This window comes from Myxococcus eversor (assembly GCF_010894455.1).
Lineage (GTDB): Bacteria > Myxococcota > Myxococcia > Myxococcales > Myxococcaceae > Myxococcus > Myxococcus eversor.
Genome location: NZ_JAAIXY010000024.1, coordinates 73820 through 95874 on the forward strand (window position 1 = coordinate 73820; position 22055 = coordinate 95874).

Annotated in this window: 28 protein-coding genes, 1 tRNA gene and 1 pseudogene; 11 read left to right on the forward strand and 19 right to left on the reverse strand. The window is 67.5% G+C overall.

Going from position 1 to position 22055, the window contains the following annotated elements; genetic code table 11:
• Nucleotides 1-60: 60 nt before the first annotated feature.
• From G4D83_RS37015 to G4D83_RS37090, 16 genes are all read right to left on the reverse strand, one after another.
• Nucleotides 61-330, reverse strand: coding sequence for a hypothetical protein (locus tag G4D83_RS37015; RefSeq protein WP_163869625.1), 270 nt, complete (start codon nt 328-330; stop codon nt 61-63).
• Nucleotides 327-980, reverse strand: a complete 654-nt coding sequence (locus tag G4D83_RS37020; protein ID WP_163869626.1) for a hypothetical protein — start codon at nt 978-980, stop codon at nt 327-329. Before G4D83_RS37020 ends, G4D83_RS37015 begins: the two co-directional genes overlap by 4 nt.
• Entirely contained in the window at nt 977-2770 is a 1794-nt protein-coding gene (locus G4D83_RS37025; RefSeq protein ID WP_163869627.1) for an amidohydrolase, read from the reverse strand. The genes G4D83_RS37020 and G4D83_RS37025 overlap by 4 nt, the downstream gene beginning before the upstream one ends.
• A gap of 97 nt (nt 2771-2867) precedes the next feature.
• Nucleotides 2868-3134 (reverse strand): hypothetical protein, encoded by a 267-nt coding sequence (locus G4D83_RS37030; RefSeq protein WP_163869628.1) that lies wholly within the window; start codon nt 3132-3134, stop codon nt 2868-2870.
• A 110-nt stretch (nt 3135-3244) separates the two neighbouring features.
• A complete protein-coding gene (locus G4D83_RS45700) occupies nt 3245-3772 on the reverse strand; it encodes a hypothetical protein (protein ID WP_205522813.1) in 528 nt (175 codons plus the stop codon).
• A gap of 176 nt (nt 3773-3948) precedes the next feature.
• Nucleotides 3949-4551: a hypothetical protein gene (locus G4D83_RS37040; RefSeq protein ID WP_163869629.1), complete on the reverse strand. Its 603-nt coding sequence runs from the start codon at nt 4549-4551 to the stop codon at nt 3949-3951.
• 1 nt (nt 4552) lies between these two features.
• Nucleotides 4553-5452: an ATP-binding protein gene (locus G4D83_RS37045; protein ID WP_163869630.1), complete on the reverse strand. Its 900-nt coding sequence runs from the start codon at nt 5450-5452 to the stop codon at nt 4553-4555.
• Between the two features lie 119 nt (nt 5453-5571).
• Nucleotides 5572-6537 carry a PD-(D/E)XK nuclease family protein gene (locus tag G4D83_RS37050; protein ID WP_163869631.1) on the reverse strand — a complete coding sequence of 322 codons (966 nt, stop codon included), beginning with the start codon at nt 6535-6537 and terminating at the stop codon, nt 5572-5574.
• Nucleotides 6538-6632: 95 nt separating this feature from the next.
• The gene (locus tag G4D83_RS37055; protein WP_163869632.1) at nt 6633-6980 is read right to left on the reverse strand and encodes a hypothetical protein; all 348 of its coding nucleotides are present in this window, start codon (nt 6978-6980) and stop codon (nt 6633-6635) included.
• A complete protein-coding gene (locus G4D83_RS37060; RefSeq protein WP_163869633.1) occupies nt 6977-7267 on the reverse strand; it encodes a hypothetical protein in 291 nt (96 codons plus the stop codon). The genes G4D83_RS37055 and G4D83_RS37060 overlap by 4 nt, the downstream gene beginning before the upstream one ends.
• Entirely contained in the window at nt 7264-7578 is a 315-nt protein-coding gene (locus tag G4D83_RS37065; protein WP_163869634.1) for a hypothetical protein, read from the reverse strand. The genes G4D83_RS37060 and G4D83_RS37065 overlap by 4 nt, the downstream gene beginning before the upstream one ends.
• Nucleotides 7579-7980: a hypothetical protein gene (locus tag G4D83_RS37070; RefSeq protein WP_163869635.1), complete on the reverse strand. Its 402-nt coding sequence runs from the start codon at nt 7978-7980 to the stop codon at nt 7579-7581.
• Nucleotides 7977-8495 carry a hypothetical protein gene (locus G4D83_RS37075; protein WP_163869636.1) on the reverse strand — a complete coding sequence of 173 codons (519 nt, stop codon included), beginning with the start codon at nt 8493-8495 and terminating at the stop codon, nt 7977-7979. Before G4D83_RS37075 ends, G4D83_RS37070 begins: the two co-directional genes overlap by 4 nt.
• Nucleotides 8492-8824, reverse strand: a complete 333-nt coding sequence (locus tag G4D83_RS37080; RefSeq protein ID WP_163869637.1) for a hypothetical protein — start codon at nt 8822-8824, stop codon at nt 8492-8494. The genes G4D83_RS37075 and G4D83_RS37080 overlap by 4 nt, the downstream gene beginning before the upstream one ends.
• The gene (locus tag G4D83_RS37085) at nt 8821-9333 is read right to left on the reverse strand and encodes a hypothetical protein (RefSeq protein ID WP_163869638.1); all 513 of its coding nucleotides are present in this window, start codon (nt 9331-9333) and stop codon (nt 8821-8823) included. Before G4D83_RS37085 ends, G4D83_RS37080 begins: the two co-directional genes overlap by 4 nt.
• A gap of 308 nt (nt 9334-9641) precedes the next feature.
• The gene (locus G4D83_RS37090) at nt 9642-10043 is read right to left on the reverse strand and encodes a hypothetical protein (protein WP_163869639.1); all 402 of its coding nucleotides are present in this window, start codon (nt 10041-10043) and stop codon (nt 9642-9644) included.
• A gap of 239 nt (nt 10044-10282) precedes the next feature.
• Here G4D83_RS37090 and G4D83_RS37095 point away from each other — a divergent pair, with 239 nt between their 5' ends.
• The 7 genes from G4D83_RS37095 to G4D83_RS37125 all read left to right on the forward strand — a co-directional run bounded on the left by G4D83_RS37095 (nt 10283) and on the right by G4D83_RS37125 (nt 15785).
• Nucleotides 10283-10636 carry a hypothetical protein gene (locus G4D83_RS37095; RefSeq protein ID WP_163869640.1) on the forward strand — a complete coding sequence of 118 codons (354 nt, stop codon included), beginning with the start codon at nt 10283-10285 and terminating at the stop codon, nt 10634-10636.
• Nucleotides 10633-11403 (forward strand): hypothetical protein, encoded by a 771-nt coding sequence (locus G4D83_RS37100; protein WP_163869641.1) that lies wholly within the window; start codon nt 10633-10635, stop codon nt 11401-11403. Before G4D83_RS37095 ends, G4D83_RS37100 begins: the two co-directional genes overlap by 4 nt.
• A 751-nt stretch (nt 11404-12154) precedes the next feature.
• Nucleotides 12155-12451 carry a helix-turn-helix domain-containing protein gene (locus tag G4D83_RS37105; RefSeq protein ID WP_163869642.1) on the forward strand — a complete coding sequence of 99 codons (297 nt, stop codon included), beginning with the start codon at nt 12155-12157 and terminating at the stop codon, nt 12449-12451.
• A complete protein-coding gene (locus tag G4D83_RS37110) occupies nt 12451-13668 on the forward strand; it encodes a tyrosine-type recombinase/integrase (RefSeq protein WP_163869643.1) in 1218 nt (405 codons plus the stop codon). The genes G4D83_RS37105 and G4D83_RS37110 overlap by 1 nt, the downstream gene beginning before the upstream one ends.
• Nucleotides 13669-13764: 96 nt before the next feature.
• Nucleotides 13765-13853: transfer RNA gene (locus G4D83_RS37115), tRNA-Arg, on the forward strand.
• Nucleotides 13854-14691: 838 nt separating this feature from the next.
• Nucleotides 14692-15264 carry a hypothetical protein gene (locus tag G4D83_RS37120; RefSeq protein WP_163869644.1) on the forward strand — a complete coding sequence of 191 codons (573 nt, stop codon included), beginning with the start codon at nt 14692-14694 and terminating at the stop codon, nt 15262-15264.
• Between the two features lie 170 nt (nt 15265-15434).
• Nucleotides 15435-15785, forward strand: a complete 351-nt coding sequence (locus tag G4D83_RS37125; protein WP_163869645.1) for a hypothetical protein — start codon at nt 15435-15437, stop codon at nt 15783-15785.
• Nucleotides 15786-15796: 11 nt separating this feature from the next.
• On the opposite strand, the gene G4D83_RS37130 is transcribed toward G4D83_RS37125, so the two are convergent.
• Nucleotides 15797-16423, reverse strand: a complete 627-nt coding sequence (locus G4D83_RS37130) for a transposase (protein WP_163869646.1) — start codon at nt 16421-16423, stop codon at nt 15797-15799.
• A 520-nt stretch (nt 16424-16943) separates the two neighbouring features.
• On the opposite strand from G4D83_RS37130, the pseudogene G4D83_RS37135 reads away from it, so the two are divergent.
• The 3 genes and pseudogenes from G4D83_RS37135 to G4D83_RS37150 all read left to right on the forward strand — a co-directional run.
• Nucleotides 16944-17252, forward strand: a pseudogene (locus G4D83_RS37135) (transposase); the annotation flags it as partial.
• Between the two features lie 918 nt (nt 17253-18170).
• Entirely contained in the window at nt 18171-18992 is an 822-nt protein-coding gene (locus G4D83_RS37145; RefSeq protein WP_163869649.1) for a hypothetical protein, read from the forward strand.
• Nucleotides 18993-19187: 195 nt separating this feature from the next.
• Entirely contained in the window at nt 19188-19808 is a 621-nt protein-coding gene (locus G4D83_RS37150) for an ATP-binding protein (RefSeq protein WP_163869650.1), read from the forward strand.
• Between the two features lie 24 nt (nt 19809-19832).
• Here G4D83_RS37150 and G4D83_RS37155 read toward each other — a convergent pair whose 3' ends face one another.
• Nucleotides 19833-20186, reverse strand: a complete 354-nt coding sequence (locus G4D83_RS37155; RefSeq protein WP_163869651.1) for a ubiquitin carboxyl-terminal hydrolase family protein — start codon at nt 20184-20186, stop codon at nt 19833-19835.
• Between the two features lie 112 nt (nt 20187-20298).
• Between G4D83_RS37155 and G4D83_RS37160 the strand changes: the two genes are divergently transcribed.
• Nucleotides 20299-20625: a YnfA family protein gene (locus G4D83_RS37160; RefSeq protein ID WP_163869652.1), complete on the forward strand. Its 327-nt coding sequence runs from the start codon at nt 20299-20301 to the stop codon at nt 20623-20625.
• A gap of 55 nt (nt 20626-20680) precedes the next feature.
• Here G4D83_RS37160 and G4D83_RS37165 read toward each other — a convergent pair whose 3' ends face one another.
• Entirely contained in the window at nt 20681-21841 is a 1161-nt protein-coding gene (locus G4D83_RS37165; protein WP_163869653.1) for a CARDB domain-containing protein, read from the reverse strand.
• Nucleotides 21842-22055: the final 214 nt, after the last annotated feature.

The window sequence follows — 22055 nt, forward strand, 5'->3', positions numbered from 1 at the left end:
GATACAGCGAGAGAGGCGCGGGCGGCCCGTGCTGCACCGCCCGCGAGGAGTCAGGGGACGTCAGTCCTTTTTGTCCGCCTTGGCCCGGGCCTCCGCGGCTTCCCTCGCGGCGCCAGCGCAGGCGCCAACGGCGGAACCACCGGCTTTGCACGGGGCCTCACAGAGGGAGGTGCACACGGACTCCTCGCCGTGTTCCGCGAGCGCATCCAGGCAGTCGATGCAGGCCCCGTAGCTGCGGCCGTACTCCGTCCGGAGCGCGCTGCACTTAGCCTGCGCGGGCGTCTTGCATCCGGCCACGCCGAGCAGGACCACCAAAGCCAGGCGCCTCACAGCGAGCACTCCACGCCCTGGCACTCGCGGCGAAGGAACAGGTAGGGGTTCAGGATGGGGACGGAACCGGACCCGGCCTGGATCGCCGTCCCGGCGCGTGCCGGGAGCGACATCACCAACTCCTCAATAGAGCCCGCGAGGCGGGTCAGCGAGCCGAGGAGGTCCGCGTCCTGCACCAGCTCTGCACGGGAGGGCTTGGACTTCGCCAGCTCCTCCATGTACCGGCGCCCGAGGTTGGGCTGCTTGTCTCCGTATCCGTCCGTCGGGTCCTCGCACTCCTTTTTGGCGCGCTCGGCGGTACGTGACACTGCGGTCGCCGGCCACGTCGGAGGCGTGCGTCCCTGCTCTTTCGCCCGAGCGCCAAGCGACTTCTCAGTGTCCCGCGCGAACTCCGCCACCTTCGTCCACAGGATGCACAACGCCCCCTGTCGGTCCAACGGCTTGCCCACCTTCTTCTGCACCTCCTCGTTGGCCCCGAGGAGTTCGGTGTAGCGCGCTGCGCCCTCGCGCCACTCCACCCAGAAAATCTTGGAGTCGCTCGGCACTCCGGCGCCATTTGGCGTGGTCGGCAACATGGTGGAGTAGTTGAGGTCCGCCGCGCTGGAGGGCAGCGCGAGCACCAGGAGGACGAGCATGAAGAGGCGGCTCACTGGGCACCTCCAGTCGCGCCGAAGCAGGAGCGATCCAGCCACTCGCGGGCGCCGCTCACCACCGTGAGACACGAGGTGATGCCGGGCAGGACGTCGGGCGTCGCTGCGAACGGGTCAGAGCTGGGCAGGAAGAACGTGGCGTCCTTCCCGGGAGCCAACGTGCCCTGGCGTGGCAGGAGTCGCGAGCGCGCGGCCTCTCTCGTGTACGCGCCCAGCGCCTGCCCCACGGCGATGGCCTCGTGGGGAAAGTACGGGTGGACGGCCGTCAGCATGATGTCCAGCCAGGGGTTGGGCGACACCGCGACGGATGTGTCCGTCGGGTCGCTGCCGAAGGCGTCCGTCCCCAGGGCGAGCCGCACGCCAGCGTCCAGCAGCGAGCGCATGGGCTCGGCGTGGGCGTAGAGCGCCGGCTCGTTGGCGGCGACCATCATCGGCGGGAGCAACGCCAGGTGCGTCCCGTTCTGGACCCACCGGATGCCCAGCGCCGCCGCGCGCGCCACCTGGCCGGGGTTGGCCATGTCCCCGTGCTCGATGGTGACACGCTCGCTCCAGTCGACGTCCGGACGCTCCTCCAGCAGCCGCAGCGTCTGCTCAACACCAGCGTCGCCGATGGCATGGACCGCGAGGAGCCCGTTGCGCGTCAGCGTGTCGTCGAGCGCCCAGCGGAACTGGGCGTCCGTCAGGTTGCGGATGCCCAGCCCGGTGTTGGTGGGGAAGCCGTCCGGCATGGCCGACGGGTTGAGGTAGGGGAGAGACACGAGCGCCGAGCTGGCCACGTGCGTCCCGTCGGCGAACACCTTGCGGCGGACCACGCCGTCCGGCCCCGGCGCGCAGAGCTTGCCGGCGCTCGTGATGATGCACACCGGCACCATGGCGGCAGGCCTGCTCATCCGCTCGTGGATGTACTCGCCACGGATGTCCCTGTAGACGAACACGAAATCGGCGGTGGTGGTGATGCCCTTCGAGAGTCCGCCCACGTCATAGGCGTCGTGCTGCTGGATGTACTCGTCGTTGCTGATGCGGGAGGACAAGGACTCCACTGCGGCGAGCACGGCGAACTCCTGGAGGATGCCGTTGTGGCGTCCCAGCGAGTCCCGGCCCGTCCAGCCTCCGTACGGGTCCGGCTGGAAGTCTCGGAGCCCGGACTCGAGGAGCGCCGTCGAGTTGACGGCCTGCGCGTGGCCGCTCCACTCCAACCCGTAGACGGGGTTGCTCGTGGTGAGCCCGTCCAGGTAGGCCCTGGCGGTGAGCCCCGCGGCGCGGAGCTGGGAGTAGAGCCCCGCGCCGTAGAAGAAGACGATGGGCTCACCCGGGGGCGCCGTCGCGGCGCGCGTCCCGACGAGCACGGTGATGTCCGCCAGCGTCGGCCCCGGACCAGGTGCCCACGTCGACGGGTGCGCGCCCACCGTCCAATCCTTCTTCGCGAGCATGGCGACGTGGCTGTGCGCGTCCACCAACCCAGGCAGCACCACGCGGCCCCAGAGCCTGACGTTGTGGCGCAGCGGCCCGGCAGCCGCCTCCACCTGGGCGATGGTCCCGACGGTGACGACCTTGCCGTCTCGGACCAGCATGGCGCCGTGGAACACGGGCGCGTCCGTCTCGCCCGTCCAGATGCGGCCGTCGTAATACACGACGTCGCGGTTGTGGCAGTACCCGGGCGCATCAGCTCCAGTGCAGAGGGGGATGCTCGGGCCGAGCTGGCTGCTCTCGGACTCCAGCGCCTCGGGCGCGTCCTGCACAGGGCCGCAGGCAACAGCGGCAGCAAACAACAGACACAGCAGTCTCATCATTTCGGGGGGACCTCTGGGCGTAGGGGTAGTGGGCCCGCTGTCCGAGACATTCGGACCGGGCCGGTGTGCGTGCGTGTTGTGGGGGGAATCGGTGGTGCTACGGCTGGGCCCTGCACTCCGTGAGCGCCTTCACCGCAGCGCTCTGCTCAGCGAAGGCCGCCATGACTGCGGCATGGGCGCGCTCGGCGTCCGCGCTCGCGGGGTCCGCCGCGTGCGCCTTGGTGCTCTGCTCAGTGGCCTTGCGGACCTTCGCCTTCGCCTCCTGCTCGCGGGTGGTCTCCGCGGCGCAGGACGTTTCGGCGCCGATGGCGCTGTCCGAGCACGCGGCCAACAGGGACAGCGACAACAACAGACACAACTTCATGGGGACACCTCGGGCATGACGGGGGTGTGCTCGCCACCTGGGGAATTCCAGGTCAAGCTGGTGCTCGTGCTGGTTGGAGAGGGGTTGCTACGGCTGCGACAGCGTGTGCTTCAGGGGTCGGTGCGCCCGCCGGCGCCAGGCACCCGCGGCGTGGCCATCTTGCAGCTCAGGCGCTGGTAGGCCATGGCCACGTAGTTGGCGGCGTCGGCAAGCGCGGCGCCGACGACGGCCTCGTCAGCGCCGTGCGAAACGAAGTCAAAGGCCTTGTCGAGCTTCCGCCCGGCCTGGTGAATCAGCTCGACACCGCCGGCCTGCATCCAGGTCTCCCCGGGACCGCGTTCGGCCACCTTGGCATCGAGCCGCGCCTGCATGTGGTCGACGAACGGTTGCAGGTGCTGCCACTTCATCGGGTCTCGCGCGTCCCCGCTCACCGGCCCGAGGCGCACGCGCTCCAGTGAGTAGCCGCCGCTGATGCCCTCCACCATGATGACGGCGCTGTGCCCACCGAGTACCCACGGCTCACTGCGCGTCTTCGTTCTCACCTCTTCGCCGTTGTCGCGCGTGACGACCACCTGCGTGCCAATGGGGTGCTTCCACGCGGCGACTTCTTCCTCGGCCTTCTTCTTCTGCGCCTCCAACGACATGATTCCTCCTTGGTGATGCTGCTGGTGCTGCGGAAAGGCGCGCCGCTCGGGAGCACGGGGGGAAGACTCCCGAGCGGCACGTGGCGCGGTGTCGAGCGCCGTGAAAGGCCCCGTCGACTGCACGGGGTGCGCGGGGAGGCTGGGCCGAGCCTCAGCGCCGCGCGTGCTGCTCAGAACGGGATGTTGTCGTCGTCACCCGGGGGCGGGACGTCGTCCTGGTACGCGCCGCCCCGGCTGCCGGATGGCGCGGACCGGTTGCCGCCGCGCTGCTGGGACGGAGGGGGAGCCCCCCGGTGCGGCTGCGTGCCGCGCTGTTGCTGCGGGGCCGGCGTGCTGCGCGGGCCAGTACCCTGTTCCAGCGCGAGGATGCGCCTCCGCATCTGCTGGGCGAAGGTGCGCGCCTGGGTCGGCTCCATCTGCTGCTTGAGTGCGACGCCGCTGCCCATCGAGTTGACCCACTTGACCTTCGGCCGCGTCTCATTCCGGTAGGTCTCGTTCTCGATGACGAGGATGACTTCGTAGGTGTCGACGCCCGTCAGGTCCGACACGTCATCGCCCTGCCACCCGCACGCGCGGAGTCCCTTGATTGTGTGTTCGAGGGACGCATCGCCGAAGAACCCGAACCAGGTGATGGACTGCCCCACGTAGTGCTCGCTGCCGTCGTTTCCGAGCAGTTGGAACTCAACCGCCACCTGCTCAGCTCCGGTGCCTGCCACACCCAGCGCGCCCTGCACACCGCGAGCGCGGTACTTCCCATTGGCCAATTCCAGCATGTCAGTTCTCCACCTCGCCCAGGCGGGCGTTGCACCAGTCGTTGAGCTTCGCCAACTTCACCGCGTCACCCCCCGCCCGCTCGATGGCGGACAGGGCGTTGCGCTTGTGCTCCTCGGGGAGCCGCTCCGCCTTCTCGCGGATGGCCGCCTCCAGCGCCTTCGGGTCCGCAGGCCGCTGTGCCTCCAGCGCCGCCGCGAAGTCCTCCCACGAGAGGGGCATGGATTCCGGGAGATTCCCCCGGTTCTTCGCGTCGTAGGCCGCCGTGCGCGTCGTGTAGACGAGGCGGGCACCCGTCGAGACACCGCGCACTCGCTTCGTCTTCGAGTCCTTCGCGGCGAAGGTTTCGTAGTTGGAGAAGAGGACGTGTTCGCTCCACTCCTTGATGAGCCCCGCCGCCTTGGCGTGGAGCTTCATCTCGTAGCGGTCGAAGTCCTCCCCCTCGGGATTTTTGAAGGGGCGAATCTGTGAGTGCGCGAGCAGGATGATGTTCATCCCCTTCGCGCGGCGGAGCCTGTCGAGGGCCGCCAGGAAGACGCGCCACTCGTCGAGTGCCGCCGTGTAGCCCTTCCCGTACCCATACGCTTCGATGTCAGTGACGCCGTCCCGCTGGCAGATGTGGGCCCAGAGCAGCGGCTCCGCCCAGTCGAGCGTGTCCACGACGAGGGTGCGGTACTCGTGGCTGTCTGTCGTCAGCACGCGCACCGCGTCCAGAATCTCCTGCCACGTCTTCGGAGACGGGAAGCGCGCCACGTCAATGTGATTCGTCCCGTCCTCCGCTTCCAGGAAGATGGGGGCCGGGGCGTTTGCTCCGAAGGTGGACTTGCCGATGCCTTCCACGCCGTACAGGACGATGCGGCTCGGGGTCTCCCTCTTGCCGCGCACCACCGCGCCCAACGTCATGCGCGACGGCTCCACCGGAGCCGGCGGACGGTGCGGAGGGCCACTGCCGCGGGGTGGGGGACTGCTACCTCTAGGTGCATTCATCATCGGTCTCCTCTTTCGACCGTGGGTGGGACAGCTCAGGGGTGCTGCAGCTCCGGATGGACGACGTCGGAGCGGGTGAAGCGGGTGGCGTCGTCGAGGCTGGCCTCGCCAGAGCAGACGCCGAAGAAGGCGCACGTCCGGCCGTAGCGGAGGCACGCGTCGGGGTTGCGCGGCGCCCGGCCCGTCAACTCCGCCTCGCGGAGCTGCTGGCCCAGCTGCCACACGTCGCTGAGGGCCTCGTCTACCTCGCCCTCAAGGCGCACCACCTCTCCGCGCTGGTAGTAGCGGTGCGGCTCGCTGGCGATGGCCTCCACCAGCCGGGCTCGGTACTCCTCGGACGTCTCGTCCGCCTCGCGCTGGCCGGCGTAGAGCGCCCCGTCCTTGCGGTACTTCCGCGCGTCGGGCGGCGTGGCCTTCGCGGGCCGAAGTCCGGGCTTGGACAGGACGTCGTAGAGGCAGCCGTCCACCTCGTAGCCCAGAGCATTCGCGCCCTCGAAGTAGACGGACACCTGGCCGTCCATGCGCAGCCGCTTCCAGTAGTCGCTGCCCGGCCCGACGTCCTCGCTGCTCGTCTTGTGCTCCACCAACAGGGTGCGTCCGTCGCGCATGTCGCGCACGACGGCGTCCAGCTTCCCCGCGAGCCGCCACGTCCGGGATGTCTGTCCGGTGGTGGGGTTGCGGAGCGGCGCCTCGAAGGCTGCCTCCACCGCCAGCACCTCGTACTGCTCGGACTGCCACCTGTAGTGGTAGCCGCGGAGCATCTCCGCGGCGCGCACCTGCTCGAAGCCGTCCGCGTCGCTCTGCATGGCTTCAAGCGCCGCCGTCAGCCTGTCCTCGCCCGTGGCGCGCCACCATGCCTCCAGGCCGAAGTGCACCATGGTGCCGAAGCGCAGCACCCCGGCGTCCTCGAGCGGCCGATACCCCTCGCCGTAGCGCAGGCGGTGCAGCCGCTGGCACGCCCGCGCGTCCTTGAGACGGCTGGCGGTAAGGAGATTGGACATCCGGGCACAGGAACTCATGGTGGACCTCTGAGGTACTGAATCGAAGGACACGACCTCTGACGTAGATGACTATGAACTAGACGTCTGACATTGAGTTACGCGTGCGGGCCCGTCACCGCTTGCACCTGCTGCTCTCGCGCGTACCGCTCCTCGCGCTCAATCTCCGCCGCGAGGAACACTTGCTCGACGGCGAGCTGCGCGCGCTTGAGCCGCAGGCTCGTCAACGTGCCGTGGCACTCGCGCCACGTGGCCCGCGTCTCGTCACTGCCGTCCGGCGCGAGCAGCGCCACCGCGCGCTCGGCCTGCACCAGCGCTGCGTCTACCACCGCCTCCGCCTTGGCCAGCCGCTCCACCTCGTTGGCCAGGTGCTCCGTGTCCGTCTCCTCGCGGGCGTACCGCGCCAACGAGAGGAGGGAGGTGGTGACGTCGCCCAGGCAGGTCACGAAATCACCCCTGCCTTGCGGAGCGCGGCCGCGATGTCGCCAGCCACATCGGAGCCAGGGCGAACAGGCGTGCCGTTTTCAAGGAACGCGCGCACCGCCAGCAGCGCCCGCGCCATGTCCGGGGCGGCGGCGATGAGAGTCGCCGCGGAATCCGCCTCGGCTGGCGTCTGGTCGTCCGTGTAGAGCTGGGCGACTAGAGCACCGTCCGCGCGACGAATCGTCCAGTTGGACGCCTTCGGCATCACGCCCTGCGACCACGGCTGTTCGTGCGCCTTCGGCCTGCTCATGATTTCACCGTGTCCAGCAACGCGCGGATGCCCTCGGCCCGCTTCGCAAGCGCCCTCTGGATGCCAGAGGGGACGCTGGGGATGGCGGCCCAGAGCTTGAGGTCCTGCGCGGCGTCGGAGAGCGCCTCCTCCAGCGTGCGCAGCCGCTCCAGCAGCGCGGTGCCGGGGTGGGGCTGGGCGAGCAGCTGGTCCAGGGACTCCGCAACGTCCTTGTGGTGGTAGCGGTTGGCCCAGCGCAGCACCTGCCGCAGCTCGGCCAGCAACGCCGCGTTGTCGGCCTCGGCGGCCTTGAGGTTTCGCGCGGTGGCCATCTACGCGGCTTCCTGCGCCAGTGACTCCTGCTCCATCGCCTCGGCCAGGTCGCCGTTGGGCTCGTCGTCACGGGCCGGGCGCAGGCGCTCCATGTTGGACAAGGAGCGCTCCCACTTCGCCTTCGCGACCCGAGAGCCACACGCGCTCGCCTCCGTGCCGACCCAGTGCCACTGGGCGATGTTGCCCACGGTGATGAGCCACAGGTAGCGGGCCGTGTCCTCCGCCTTGGCCAGGAACTGGGTCTCGCGCTCCCGCGCCTCACGGGCAGCCTTCGACGTGCGACCCCGCGAGTCCCGTCCCTCGGCGACAGCGGCTTCCTTCGCACGCGCCTCACTGGCCGCCTGTCCGGCCCACATCCGGTACATGTTCGCGCCGTAGAGCTCCGCTTCCTCGTACGTCATGACGACACCTCTTCGGACTGCGTGGTGGTGGACTTCGAGACACAGCTGCGACGGCTGCCGTCGCACTGCGAGAGACGGCGACCGCAGGCGCAAAACGGCTCCAGCCAGGTGACATCTCCCTCCACCAGCGATGCCCGGTCCGTCAGCGCGGAGGCGCAGCACCAGCCCCCGTAGGCCGCGACGGGAGTGCACCCGCAGCCGAGTGGGCAGATAGCGACGGCGGACGGCTGGACCTGCTTGGTGGCGCGGAGCCACGCCCACACCTCGTCGGCCGCGCCGGTGAAGGCGACCTCGCCCGACTTGGCGACGACGTCGTGCTTCCCGTGCTCGGCAGGGCAGTGCTGGTAGCCCAGCACCTCGAGCAGCTCCGTCAGCGAGCACTCGCCCTCGGCGCGGGCCAGGGCGCGGCGGAGAGCCGGCGCGTCCGCCGCGCGGTGCGGACGGGACTCGACAGACGCCACGAGGGCACGGCAGGCGATGAGGGACTCTCTCCGCGTGAGGACCAGGTGGCTCATGGCGCAACCACGCGGGCGCATCCGATGCGATGGAGCACCTCCGCATCCAGTTCGTGCCACTCCAACGGATACGCGGGCAGACGGAGGCGCAACTCTCCCCCGACCCTCGCGTAGCCGCGCACCTCGCCACCGGCCGGCCTGGAGATGACGTGCACCCACGTCACCATGCCGTCAGCGTCGGCGGCGTTGCCACCGCAGACGCCGGAGTCGCGATGCCCGCTCGACCTCACCGGCGTATCCACCAGGAGATAGAGGCGCCCGTCATCGAACGCCCTGGGGACCTCGCTCGCCTCGTCGCTCAACTCGAGGACCATCTGGGTCTGAGTCATCGCGCCACCCCGCGGCCGAGCGGGCGGTGGGCGCGGTACCAGCGGCGCCACGCGGGGTAGGCCGAACGCCAGCCGAAGGCAACGAGGCCCACGGCGCCGAAGGCCAGCGACAGGCCGGCGAGCCCGAGCCAGGGAAGCAGCGTCCGGAGCTGCGCCGCCCTGGGCGAGCACTCGACACGCACGGGCTCGCGGCCCTCGGCGGCGGCCTTCTCGGCCTCGCGGGTAGAAATGGAGTCCAGCTCCGCGCCCACCAGGAGCGTGCCGATGGACACCGAGAGCCCGCCCACCTGCACGAGCGTCTCCACCAGCGGCGCAGCGCCCAGCGTGGGCCCGTGCTGCGCCGCGACGGCGCCGAGCAGCAGCGCGGCGTAGACGGCTCTCTCCACCATCCAGGTGCGCACGCCCGCCTGGGAGGCGCGCGCCTCCAGGGCGAGCAGCGCGCGCCGGAGCCAGGGCCCCGGGTCCTGCCGCTCGTCGACAACAAGGTGCAGCTCCGCCAACAGGCTCATGTTGAGCCTCCGTCAAAGGTGAGAGGGTTTGGCCGGGATGCGCTCCCGGTGGTGGGGCTACTTCGGCGGAGCGGCGCGGAACCGCTCGCACTGACACCCCGTCACGGCGCACTGCCGCAGCGAGGTTGCTCGGTGGTCTCCCAGCTCATGGGAGCAGCGGCACGGCGTCTCTGACAACATGTCTTCGGGGCGGGGTGTCTTGCGGTCGCGCGGCATGCCGGCTCCTGAGAGAGGGGTTGGCCGGGATGGCTCCCGGCAGGCGTCTGCGCAGCGACGGCGGTCAGTGGGCCAATTCGCTACTGCCGCTGCTAGCTCGCGTCGTGACCGCCGTCGGGCGGCGGGGTGGACTCCGCGTCGGCGTCATCCACCGTCCACATCGGAAGCGAGGCGCGGGGAACGAAGACCCATGCGCTCACGTAGGCCCCGTCATCCCCGACGGACACCGTGGGCTCCTTGTCGAAGTCGACGTCGTCGCTTCCGTACAAGTCCCTCGCGGCGTCCCGCGCTGCCTCGACGATTTCTTCGTCGTTGCCCGATTCCTCTTCGCCCTGGCGCAACGCGGCCAGCTGCGCTTGCTCGTAGAGGCCAGCCGGCCATGTAGCTGGAGTGCCGTGGTGCTCCAAGGACGCCAGCAGTGCCTCAAGCGCCGCCTTCGGCTCCGGGGGCGACTGCTTCGCCACATTGTTCGTCTCCACTGCGTCATTCGACATTGCTTCCCCCGTGTTTGTCCTGCGTCCTGCCCTGCTCGACGTCCTCGGCACTCGTGTGCCTCGCTCCCGCCCGTCCGCCGTCCCTTCAGGGGCCCATGCCGCCGTCGCCCTACAAAGCGGACAGTATCGACATGGTAATACTGAGTCAAGCTTAAGTATTTCTTTAAGCGACGTGGTAATACCTTGTCGAAGTGCGTGTGGGTCTTGGCACACCGCCTGCGGGCGAGATAGGAGGCACCTTGAGGAAGAGAACTGGGACTGGGAGGGCCACTGTGATTCCGGGGAAGCGGTCGCCGAAGCCATCCGGCGCGAAGAAGCGAGTCGTGACGTTCAAGCCGGACGAGGACGTCGCCGAGTACATCGACGCGATGGTCGCCTCTGAGGACAGTCAGACCGAGGTCATCCAGACATCCATCCGCATCGTCCGGGACTTGGCGGCGGGGCTTGGAGTTGAGAGATGGGCCGAGTTGGTGAAGCGCGCCACCGTCGGAGCTGTGACGGAAGGCGTCATCGCTGCGGAGCTCTTGGCGCTAGCCCTCGACGCCGACCGGCTGACGGGGCACGAGCCGCCGAAGAAAGGTTCGAAGAAATGACGGCGCGCCCCTACCACTTCGGCCCAAGGCTGCGCGGCGCCGCCGCCAAGGCGCTGGGGCTATTGCACCTGACCTGGGACAAGTGCCACGGCTGGCCAGCGTTGCTGCTGCGCGGCCCGAAGGACAGGCCCCTGCCTGGTGCGGTGCAAGTCTTGGTGACGGGCTACCCGGACTACGTGGTTGCCGAGCACAGGGCGGGCCGTGCCGATCTCGTCCCTGGGTTTCTCGACATGGCCGCCTCTGCCTATGAGGCAGCGCTCGATGAGGAGCAGGGCCGTGCCCACCTCGAGTCCGGCAAGCAGGACACCAGGCCCGTCATGAGTATGACGATGGTCCCGTGGCGCTCGCCTGCGGAGCGCGCGCGCCCATGGCTGCCGCGCGCTTTCGCTGCGGCAACCCTGCTGGCGCTAGTGTGGCCAGCGGCAGTGCAGCACGCCCCCAATACTCGGGCCGCCATTTTCATCCCTGCGACAGCGACTGACCCCGTGTGGGCGTCGACGCTTGATGTCTGGAGCGAGAAGCCGATTGGCGAAATACCACGGCGTTTGGTCCTGCCCGACAAACCACTTAAGGGGCAGGACACCCCGCCGTGCTGGGATGAGGATGCCGTGCGCATCAACAACGGGTGCTGGGTCCCCCTGCGCAAGACCCCGCCGTGCTCCCGCATGTCGGCCGAGTACAAGGGCGGTTGCTACAAGGCATCGCCAGAGGAAGAGGGCGGCCCCCAGCCGGACCCGGCAGGGAACTCCATCCGGAGGACGCGATGACGCCGGCCACTGCAGCTCGGCGCCGCCCACGTCACCCGCGCACCATCACCCTCGTTGCCGTCCGGCGCGACACGAAGCTGTGCTGTCGCCGCGCGCGGCCAGTGGCCTGTGACTGCAGTTGCGCCACGGAGTGCCCGCTGCACGGCGAGAGTCACTCCGCGCACGCTGATGAGGTATAGCGAAGCACCTCGGACTTGACAGAGCCCGCGCCCCGGGCTCATCTTGTCCGTGCAGCACCCTCGCTGGGTTTTACGGATAGCCGGCGAGCCACACGACAACTTTAGAGTGGAAGTCCGGCCGCTTCGGCATGCCGGTAACCGCTCCGGTGCGCAGACGGTGCTCTATCCGTCATCGTCTGCCTCCGTCTTTTTCGGGTGCGTCGTGTCCATCGACCTCAGACAGCTCCGTGCCGTGACACTGGATGTTTCAGCGTCTCATTTCGAGCCGGGAGTCTCGTGTTTCGGACGGACGCGCGACCTAATCTCAGCCAGCCCGAAAGCTCGGAGGGACGCCGAAAACTCGGGTTCCCCGCGTACGGCAAAGGCGGTCAAGTTATTTCGACCGTCACATTTGCTTGCGGGTCTGGCGATTGGTATTAGGACTGAGTGGTTGCCGCAAGGCCCGTCTGTGTTTCACGTGACGGCCGGGAGTGAGCAACGAGCGACCACAGTCCAAGACGGGCGGCCCCCTGTCTTTGCATCGGCACGAATACTGCTAAAGTGTTCAGGCGCTCATGGTCTGGTGGGGGAGTATGAGTAACGAGAATCAGGATGCGGGGCCGGCAAACGAGACGGGGCCGAAGGACGAGCGAAAACGCGCCAAGAGGACGCCTGTCCCTCGAAGTGAACTGCCTGCAGACGTGTGGCTGGTGGAGCACGTTGCGAAGTTCGCGGGGAAGTCGGATGGGTGGGTGTATTCCCTTGTGGCGGCCGGCGAGATTCCCTTCACCAAGAGGGGTGGTGCTCTCTACTTTGACCCGGAGACCATTGCCCGCTGGCTCGTGGGTAAACCTGTTGCCGTCACCCCGCCCAAGGGACGAGGCCACTGATGGCCTACGTCCGCAAGAAGGCCGGGCGCAAAGGATTCACCGCGACGATTAAGTCGGCGAGCGGTGAGTTCCGGGAGGTCGCCGTCCCTGGGCGGACCAAGACGGAAGCGCGAAAGAATGCGCGCGACCTCGAGACCAAGGCATGGCGCGTCCGGCACAACCTCGAGGTCGAACCGGGACTGCTGCTGCTGGTGACGGCCAGCGCTGACTACCTCAAGGCCATCAGGCATCACGAAGGCTGGAAGTCCACCGAGTCCCGCTGGCGGCTCCACATCCTGCCCGGGTTGGGTCGCAAGGCTGTCGCGCAGATTCTGCCCACGGACATTGAGGCGTTCCTTGCGACGAAGCAGGACGAGGGCTACTCCCAGCAGTCGCGCCGCCATCTACGAATGACGCTGTCCGCATTCTACCGGTGGGCCATCAAGGCGGAGCTTGCGATTCGGAACCCCGTCTCCGAGACGGAGACCATTGCTGTCCCGGTGGCTACGCCAGCAGCGCTCAAGTTCGAGCAGGTCGAGGTGTTGCGCGACGCCGCTGGCGTCCAGTGGCTTGCCGACCTTATCTGGGTCGCCGCCCACCTCGGACTTCGATACGCCGAGCTGCGCCAGGTCGAATGGACGCACATCGATTGGCGCAATCGGCGCATCGCCACCAAGCGCGCCAAGCGCATCGCCGGTCGCGAGCGCCGGACTCCGCCCAGGCCGGCGTCCATCCCGGAGTCGTTGATTCCCTACCTCCGGGAGATGCACAAGCGGCGGCGCGGCAACTTTCTCTTCTGCTACGAGGACGGCGGCCAGCTGCCGACGAGCAGTCCGGATGCTCGATTCAAGAGTGCCCTCAAGGCCGCAGGCATCGTCTCTGGCTACCGGCGCATCTGCAGGCGGCAGACGTGCCGGTACGAGGAGAAGTCCAAGGTGGGGCGCAGCGTCGAGTGCCCCAAGTGCGGCTTCCTCCTGTGGGTGAGCCCCATTCATGGCGGCTACAGCTTCAAAAGCCTCAGGAGTACCCTGATTACGCACATCATCGACACGACGGGGAACCCGCGGGCGGCGCAGCTCCAGGCTGACCAGGCCGATATTCGAACGACGCTCAACCACTACCATGCGGCCGACCTTGACGTTCAAGGTGCGGCCATCGACAAGGCGTTCGCCGGTAGCGGCACTAATACCCCGCCGCGTGCCATGGCGGCTGCCGGGCGCCCGCGTTCGCCCGAATAGTGCCCGAAGAATTTTGATGAAAGCTCACGAACGAACGTGAGTGAACGGGAAGAAGTGGCACCCGGACGAAAGACAAACAGCAGAAAACAGGAAGGAAAGCGAATGTTCAGCGCCGCGACGGAAACTTCGACACCGAAGACGTTGGCCTCCGGAGCCAAAGGCCACAGGTTCGAATCCTGTATCGCGCGCAGAGGAACGTGCCCGGGATACTTGGGGTTTTTCCCCGAGCATCCCGGGCGCTGACTCCCGCTCCGGCACCTCCACCCAGCGATTTCCCACCTGGCCGCGAAGCCGGAAGAGCGTCCTCGTGTCGGAGGACGTCAGCGGGCTGCCGTGCGAGGAGTTGGGCCTGCTCCTTGGCGAACTCCTTGTGGAGTTGGGGGACAGGCCCGGCGTGGTGGCGGCCTCCACCATCGGCCTCTCGGTGCAGCGGAGGGAAGGTGGGTCCTTCGGGCTTCTCCGCCCACGTTGGAGCCCTCGTCGCCCCCCGCATGTGTCGCCAGTGGACGTTCCGTCTGGTCGACTGCGGGAACCGGGACCTGCGCCGGAGCGCGAGGCCGCGACACCGTCTCCGTGTGCTGGTGGCCGTGGTGCTGAGGTGAGGTTGTTTCGTGCCTCAGGCTGCGCGCCTGGCTTCGCGGTGCGTCCGCTGCAGCTCTCCCGTCATGGTGAAGATGGCGGAGAGCCCGCATGCCGGACACGTCACCTGGATTGTTGGCGGAGGTGGTGGTGGCGGCTTGTACCCAGGAGCCGGGTTCACGAGAGGCCGCAACTCTGGCGGACGAGAGTCAGGCTCAATGTCACCATAACTTGCCTGGCATTCGGGGCAGTGGAGACGCCGAAGCAGTGGACGGATGACGGTCCGGTTGTATCGCCACACGACGAGCATCAAGACCATCACCACGAGCGCGACGCACGCGACCACGCCGGCGCAGAACACCAGAAAATCGGCAGGCTCCAAGGGCACCCCCTGACGCTACGAGTGTACCAGGGCACGTGTGCAGGGTGGCTCCGGGGGCAGGGATGACGCGCTCGCGCATCGAGTTCGTGCTGCCCGTGGGCACGAAGAACACGAGCAAGGTCCGTGACCGCCACCAGGTGCGAGCGAAGCGGGAGAAGGGGCCGCGCCAGGCCACGGAGCTGCTTTGGCCAGGGTGGACGGGCCCGGTGCTGCTGGTCGTGCGGCTGACACGTGTGTCGCCGCGGCTCCTGGCGGGCGGGGACTCCCTGCCCATCGTGCTGAAGAGCGTCCGCGACGAGGTGGCCCGGCAGCTCCGTGTCGACGACTCGTCACCTTTGGTTCGGTGGGTCTACGCACAATCGCGGGGAGAGTCCTCCGTGTTGGTGGAGCTGTCCTGGGGTGAGGATGCGCTCGCGGCGGCGGTCCGTGCACGGGACCGCTCACCCCACCCGCCAGCCGCGTTTCTTCCAACTGTCCCTGGGGTGTGCGGACCGCCTTCCCGACTGCTCCGACTCGCGGTCCGCCTGGCCGCCCCCGTTACGAACAGCTTGGGTGACCCGCCTGCGATCCATTACCCCGGTCCGTCACACCAGCCTGATGGCGTCCTCTACAACGGCATCAAGCGGCAGCGGTGAGGGGGCATCGCTTGTGACGCAGGACTTCGCTTTCCTGCGAGGCGAGGGCCACTTAGTGCTTCGTGCGAGCGGTGGCGGGGGGGTATCAGCTTCCGGCACGCCGGACGGCGCGGCCGCCCGGGGCTGGGTGGATGGGCGGAAGAAGCCCAGGTTCCTACGAGGAGGAGTTGATGAAGTGGTTGATTCTATTCTGTAACTTCATCGTCGCGTTCGGAACCGTAGGGGTCGTCACGCTTGTCCTCCGGCTGGTTGTGAAGCGCCATTTCTTCGCGGCCACCCTCGCGTGGGGAATCTCCTGCGCTCTGGTCGCCGCTGGATTGGGTGACAGCGCGGATCAGGGGCCGGCTTGGCCTGACGGCCTGACACCGACCGTCGTCGTCCTCCATGCCCTGGCGTCCCTCACGGTGGCCTCCATCCCTATTATCCGGCAGTGGTACATCGAGAGACAGCGGAAGGCTGGATTGTACTGGACGGCGGATGATGAGGAGCCGAAGCCCCCCGGACGCCGAAACCTGCTCTGAGGGGCATCCCTTTAAACCTCTTGCTTGACGCAATAGACGGTGCCGGCAGCAAGGATGCGTGATGTCGCGACCTGCCGGCGCACCTCGCTGCCCGGGGCGTAGCCGTTCTTCTTCCGTGGCTTCGGCCCGCGAGGGTGTTTGAGGAGCATCGCCGGGTCGACGTGTGTTGCCATTTTCACGAGCGTCCGGGCCAACTGCTTCGACGTCTGTCTTTCGTGCGGCACCCATACCTCTTCCGGAACGGCGACCTTCATTCCGCCGTAGTCCTCGCGCAATTCGGCCGCGATGTAGAAAGAGGAGATGGGCTTCTGCTCGCATACCGGATGGGCGGTCTGCACCGCCTGCAAGTGGGCCAACACGTCGTAGGCCGCCAGTGCGACGCAGAAGCCAAGCAGGGCGCCTCGAGGCGAGCCAAGGCTTCGCACCTCACTTTCAAGGCCTGACTCCAGGCGGCCAAAGAGGCATTCAATCCGCCAGCGTGTGCGGTACAGCCGTGCGAGCGTTGTCGCCCGCTTGCGCTCCGCCGGGACATTCGTCAGCAACCGGATGACGGTGTCGCCGTCGTCGGTGGGCGTATCGAGTTCAATCTCGATGCGCCGCAGTCGCATCGCGCCGCCTGCTCCGTCGGGAATGGACACCGGTTGCTCGAAGACCGTCCCGTCTCGACGTGCCCCACCTCGCGTCGCGGGCGTTCCTCGGTCGGCGAGGGATTGCGAGCATGCTCCCGCACGAGCAGGAAGGCGCCGCACGACTTCCTGCTCGACCATCGACTCCTCCGCTGTCGCGCGGAGGGCTACTACCGCCATCTCTCCCATTGCTGACTGCCTCCCTCGGTTGTCGGCCCGGGGAGGGGGTCGGTTTTAGTGTCGCGAGGGGGGCAATTTTGCTGTCGCTCTACACCCCAGGCCAACAGTGGCCAGGGAGCGACCGTCCGCACAGGGCCCAGGGCGTGCCGACGGGGCTGTCCCTTCGCACGCCTGCTCACCTTCCTCCCTCACGGGGAGCCGATGCCGAAGATGTTTAAAGGGATGGGGCCAAGGACCTGGATGAGACGCGCGGCGCCGTGGAAACCCGGGTGAGGCAGTCGCATGTCGACATGGGCTAATACGACCTGGTCACTTCAAGAATGCGTGAGGGTGGGCGAAGTGTTCCGACTGCATGGCGCCGAGGCAGTTGAAGCGACTGGAGGGAGAGCTGGCGAGCTTCCTTGAGTCGAGTTTCTCGGGCCTGGGCCGGGTAGAACGGCGACGGGCGATGGACTGGTACGTGAAGGGCCTTCTGCTTGAGGGCGAGCGCAAGAGCATCGACCCGGTGGCAGGTCGGCTGATGGAGGAGGCTGGCGAGCAGGAGGCCATGCGCCAGCGTCTCCAACAATGCGTCAGCGGCAGCGCCTGGGCGGACGAGGAAGTCAGGCGCCGACTGGCACTGAAGCTGGAGGCGGACCTGCCTGGAATTGAAGCCCTGGTGCCTCCGCCTGAGCAGCCCTCGCAGATGTGACCAAGTCGTATTAGAAGCAGAAGGGAGGTCGGCCAATCCTATTGCAGATGCATTCACCAGGGGGTCGTGTCCCTATAAGTGTGTAGATGGCGAGGAGGGACGGGCGGGAAAGAGGCCCGCGGAGATGAACGCCGGACCCGCGCACCCACTTTGCTCAAAGTAGATCGATACCTGATAGGCGTAGACCGTTGCCTTGTCGGCGTCGATGAGCCAGAGCCGCCCGTTCGAGTCCGGCCAATAGCCAGTCCCGCTGTTCGCAACCTCCTTCCCATCGGCATCGACATAGATGAATCCTGTTCCCGGGGCCGCCCCTGGCCCTGCTGGCCCCTCGGGCCCGGTGAGTCCTACCGGGCCCTGGGAACCTGCCGGACCTTGTGCTCCTGCGAGTCCCTGCGACCCCGCCGGACCTTGTGGACCCGTGAGTCCTACCAGCCCCTGCGGACCTGCTGGACCTTGCAGGCCCGTGAGTCCAGCCGGGCCAGGTGGGCCCTGCGGACCCTGTTTCCCTTCGGCACCGTCTTTCCCATTTGAGCCATCCGACGACTTCGAGCAAGCCACTGCGGTCACAATCGTAAGGATGAGAGCCATTCGCATGCTCCATCTATATCAAGGAGGCTCGTCAGGTAGAGATGGGTTCCTGCCATGGGTGCCGCCGGTCAGTCCATCTCGGGGCTCATCACATTCACTGCCGCCTGAAGGGTTTCCACTCCCACGACGTCAGCGCCGAGTTCCAGGAGGTGATGGGGTAGGGCGCAGCCTGCCGCGGGAGCCCGCGGCCTGCCTCGCCTACTCCGTGGATGGCGCATGTGAGAGGCTGCACCGAGTCCTGTGGGCTCCGGGCCATCGCCTCAGGGCCGATGACGCTCAGGAAGGAGTGTTGGGCAGTCCATGAGTCGAGACGACGAGAAGGCGCCGCCAGCCGATCCCCAGCGGCAAGGGCCCCAGCGACTGGCGGACCTGATGCGGAAGGGAATGTCCCAGGCGCGTGAGCGGCCTTCGGCGGGGCTGGCCCAGCTCGAGGCCGACTGGAAGCAGCGAGAGGTGGAGTCACAGCAGGCGAAAGCGACGGAGCGGGCCCGGCACGAGGCCGCCCATGCCGAAGCGTGGCCGCTGCACCTGAAGCGGTGCCACGCCCCTCCTGAAGCGGTGGAAGCCCTCGCCGGGGACAAGGTGCTGGAGACGGCTGCGCTGCGCGCCGCGAAGCACGTCTTGCATGAGGGGCTGCGCACGCTGTTGCTGTCCGGCGGCACCGGAGTGGGGAAGACGGTGGGGGCGTGCCACCTCTTCCGCCTCGCGGTGCGCTCCGAGACGCACGGCGGCCAGCGTCTGCCCGAGTGGGACGCGTCCGCCGGGGTCTACGTGAGCTGGTCGCAGTTGAAGCGCGCCAGCGACCACGAGGCGGAGGACATGCTTCTTCTCCAGCGAGCTGTCCAGGTGCGCGTCCTGGTCGTGGACGACGTCAGCGGGCCACCGGGCGAGGAGGTGGGTCCTCGCCAGCGGGAACTCCTCGAGGAACTGGTGGACAGGCGGGACAGGCCGGGCCTGGTGACGGCGTACACCACTCGCCTGTCAGTGCAGCGGAGGGACGGTGGGTCCTCGGATTTCGCCACCCGCGTTGGCGCCCGCGTCGTCTCTCGAATGAGCCGCCAGGGCACGTTCCACCTGGCCGACTGCGGAAACCGGGACCTGCGCCGGGGAGCGACGCCGTGACGCAGGTACTGGCGAGCGGGAGGTGCTCTGGAGGCACCTGCGCAGCCGGAGGGGAACTCAGTGCCGTCGAGGCCTGGAACGTCCGGCACCGCTCGGCCTATGAGGAGGCCTGACGTTCAGCGTCGATCCGCGGAACGAGTTCCTCTGGCTGCGATTCGGTGAACGGTATCGGCTACGTCGTAAGGGAGATCATCAGTGACGACCATGCACATCAAGACGCTGCGGGTGCACGAAGCCATTCGGGCTCGTCCGGGAATGTATCTGGGAGGGGAAGACCGGCGCGCACAGGCCGCTATATTGCTCAAACTGACGGTCGAATCCGTGGCCTCGACGAGTGATGGACCCGAGAGGATTCCGGTAGAGCTTCGGATATGGCCTGGGCCTGTATTCGAGTTGTCCTGCCCATGGGCGGACGCTCCGTTCCAATTGGTCAGCGAGCGCGGGGCTTCACTCAGCGTCATCGACCGGCACATGATGACCCTCTACGCTGGTGGCCCTCCCTTGTGGGGCTTGATTGATGGGCACGGCATCATCCTCAATGCACTGTCGTCGCGAGTTCTCCTGCAGACCTCAAACGGCGAGACGCGGCGAGAGGCAATGTACTCACGAGGGGGCATCATCACTCCAATGATGGACTTGCTGAACTCCTCATTGAACGGCACGCGCGTCGTCTTTGAACTCGACCCGCTATTCTTCGATGCCGATGCGCGGGCCCATGCTCATTCGGATGCTGTGATTGAGGACCTGCGTACCCGATTCCCGTGGCTGACGGTTTCGCAACGTGCGGCCGATGTCACTGCTGGGGACCCGTGGTGACACGCTCGTGTTCGCATTGTCCCCTCATCTGGGGCGAGGAGGAGGCAGGTGGGTCGCCGGGAATTGTTGTCCATCCACGGGGACCTGGGTCACCTCGCCACAAGAGTCGCACGTGGCTTCGAAGTGGGTAGACGTCAGGTTGGGGCGGTTCTTCTTCCCAGGCGAGGGGAGCGTCGTGTGCGTGAACGTCACCACATTGCTCTTGTACTTGCCGCCACACTTGGGGCAGCGGAGCACCTCGATGAACTCATGCGCGACCTTCAGTGCGCTCCGCGGGCGGAAGAAGTGCCGCTTCACTCCGAGGACCATCAGGTAGAGCCAGACACACAGGAAAAGGCCCACTGCGAGCCACGTCAGCGCGGATGGGGATTCGTCCATGGAGTTCTCCTGGGGCTACCATAGTGCGCGCGCCTGAAGAGATCTCTGGAGGACGAACCGGCTGGTGCGACGGGGCTGACTCCCCCTGTACCTTCGCGAGTACTCTCAGCCCATGTTGCCGCGCGCCTTCGGACTCTTCGTACTCACGGCCCTGGCCGAGGTGCTCGGCTGCTACCTGCCCTATCTCTGGCTGCGCGAGGGCAGGTCGGCCCTGCTGCTCCTCCCGGCGGGCCTGTGTCTCGCCGCCTTCGCGTGGTTGCTGACGCTGCATCCCACGGGCGCCGCCCGCACCTATGCCGCCTATGGCGGGGTGTACATCGCCGTGGCGCTCGTCTGGCTCTGGCTCGTCGAGGGGGAGCGGCCCACGGTGTGGGACCTCGTCGGCGCCCTCGTCGCCATCGCTGGCATGGCCATCATCGTGCTCGGGCCTCGGCGGTAACGACAAGCAGGCCCGCCCAGAGTCCTTCCCCGGGCGAGCCCTCACGACGTGCGTGCTACGGCAGCGGGAGCAGCGAGCAGAGCAGCCCGCGCCCCGTCGTCCCCGCCGGGCAGCCCGCGCCCTGGCAGTACGTCACGCCCGAGTCCACCGCCGGATTTCCCAGGAGCGCCGGCACTCGGACCTGACAGGTCCCCGAGGCCTCATTGCCCGAAGCGTCCTTCACCCCGTAGGTGAACGTGTAGACACGCCCGTTGCCCAGCAGCGCCGACTCGGCGCGGACCAGCGCGGACTTGCCGTCCGGCGACAGCTTGATGTCGTCACACGCCAGCAGTCGCAGCAGCGACAGCGCATCGTTCGGCTCGTCGGAGCTGACGCGCAGGAGCGTGCCCGTCTGCGCCAGCGATACCTCTCCACCGCAGTTGTCCGTCGCGGGCAGCGCGCAGTCCGCCAGGGACACCAGCACGTAGTCCGAGCCCGCAGACGGCGTCAGGACCAGCCCGCGGCTTGCCCCCAGCGCCGGCGCCGTGGTGTCGACGACCGTCACCGTCGCGGCGCAGCTGTTCGCGCTCGCTCCATCCGTGACGTCCAGTTGAACCGGCGTCGTCCCCAACGAGAACGGCCCCGAGGGAAGCTGCGTCACACTGAACGGCCCCGGGAAACCATCCGGGTCGTACGAGCCATTGTCCACCGAAGCGACACCCTTGCAGGTCGCGTCCGCCGCCACCGTGACGTTCTTGCAGAGCGCCGCCGGCCCGTGATTCGTCGCACAGGGCGTCGGGAAGTCGAACGCGGCGACGTTGTTGGCTTCATCGCCCTCCTCGAAGACTCCGTCATCGTCCGCGACCACCACCACCCGCTGGGTGCCCTCGGGCACCGTGAACGAGAGCTGGAAGGGGAAGCTCTCGCCACCCACCAGGAAGGGCACGCTGATGGTGCCCAGACGCGTTCCGCCCGCCCCGGTGCCTCCGGCATAGACAGCCGCCGTGGAGCCTCCAATGCCCGACGTCCAGTTGTTCTTGATGGAACCCGACAGCGTCAACGCCGTGGCCTGGCAGGACGCCACGAGGGCATCGACGCTCAAGTCCAGCTCACCCACCGCTCCTTCATGGATGCCCAGCTCGCCCAGGGACCCCATGGCCTCCTCGGGATTCACCCCGTCACAACCTCCCAACAACAGCAGCGCCGCGAGCGCGGGAACTCCCAATGCACGTGTCATGTCTGGCTCCGGTCAAGGCCTCTCATCGAGGCGGATTCCAGGTTAATCCATGAGCGCGTGTCTGTTGAGATGGGTCATTGACAGAAGCAAGGGTCCTCGGGGCCTCTGGGTAATGCATGACGCGTTCGAGGCGATTTGCATGCCTGCTTGTCCTCGCCCTTTCTTGAAAAGCGAGGCGCGCATGAGGTCCACGAGTGCCAGCGCGCTGTTGGCA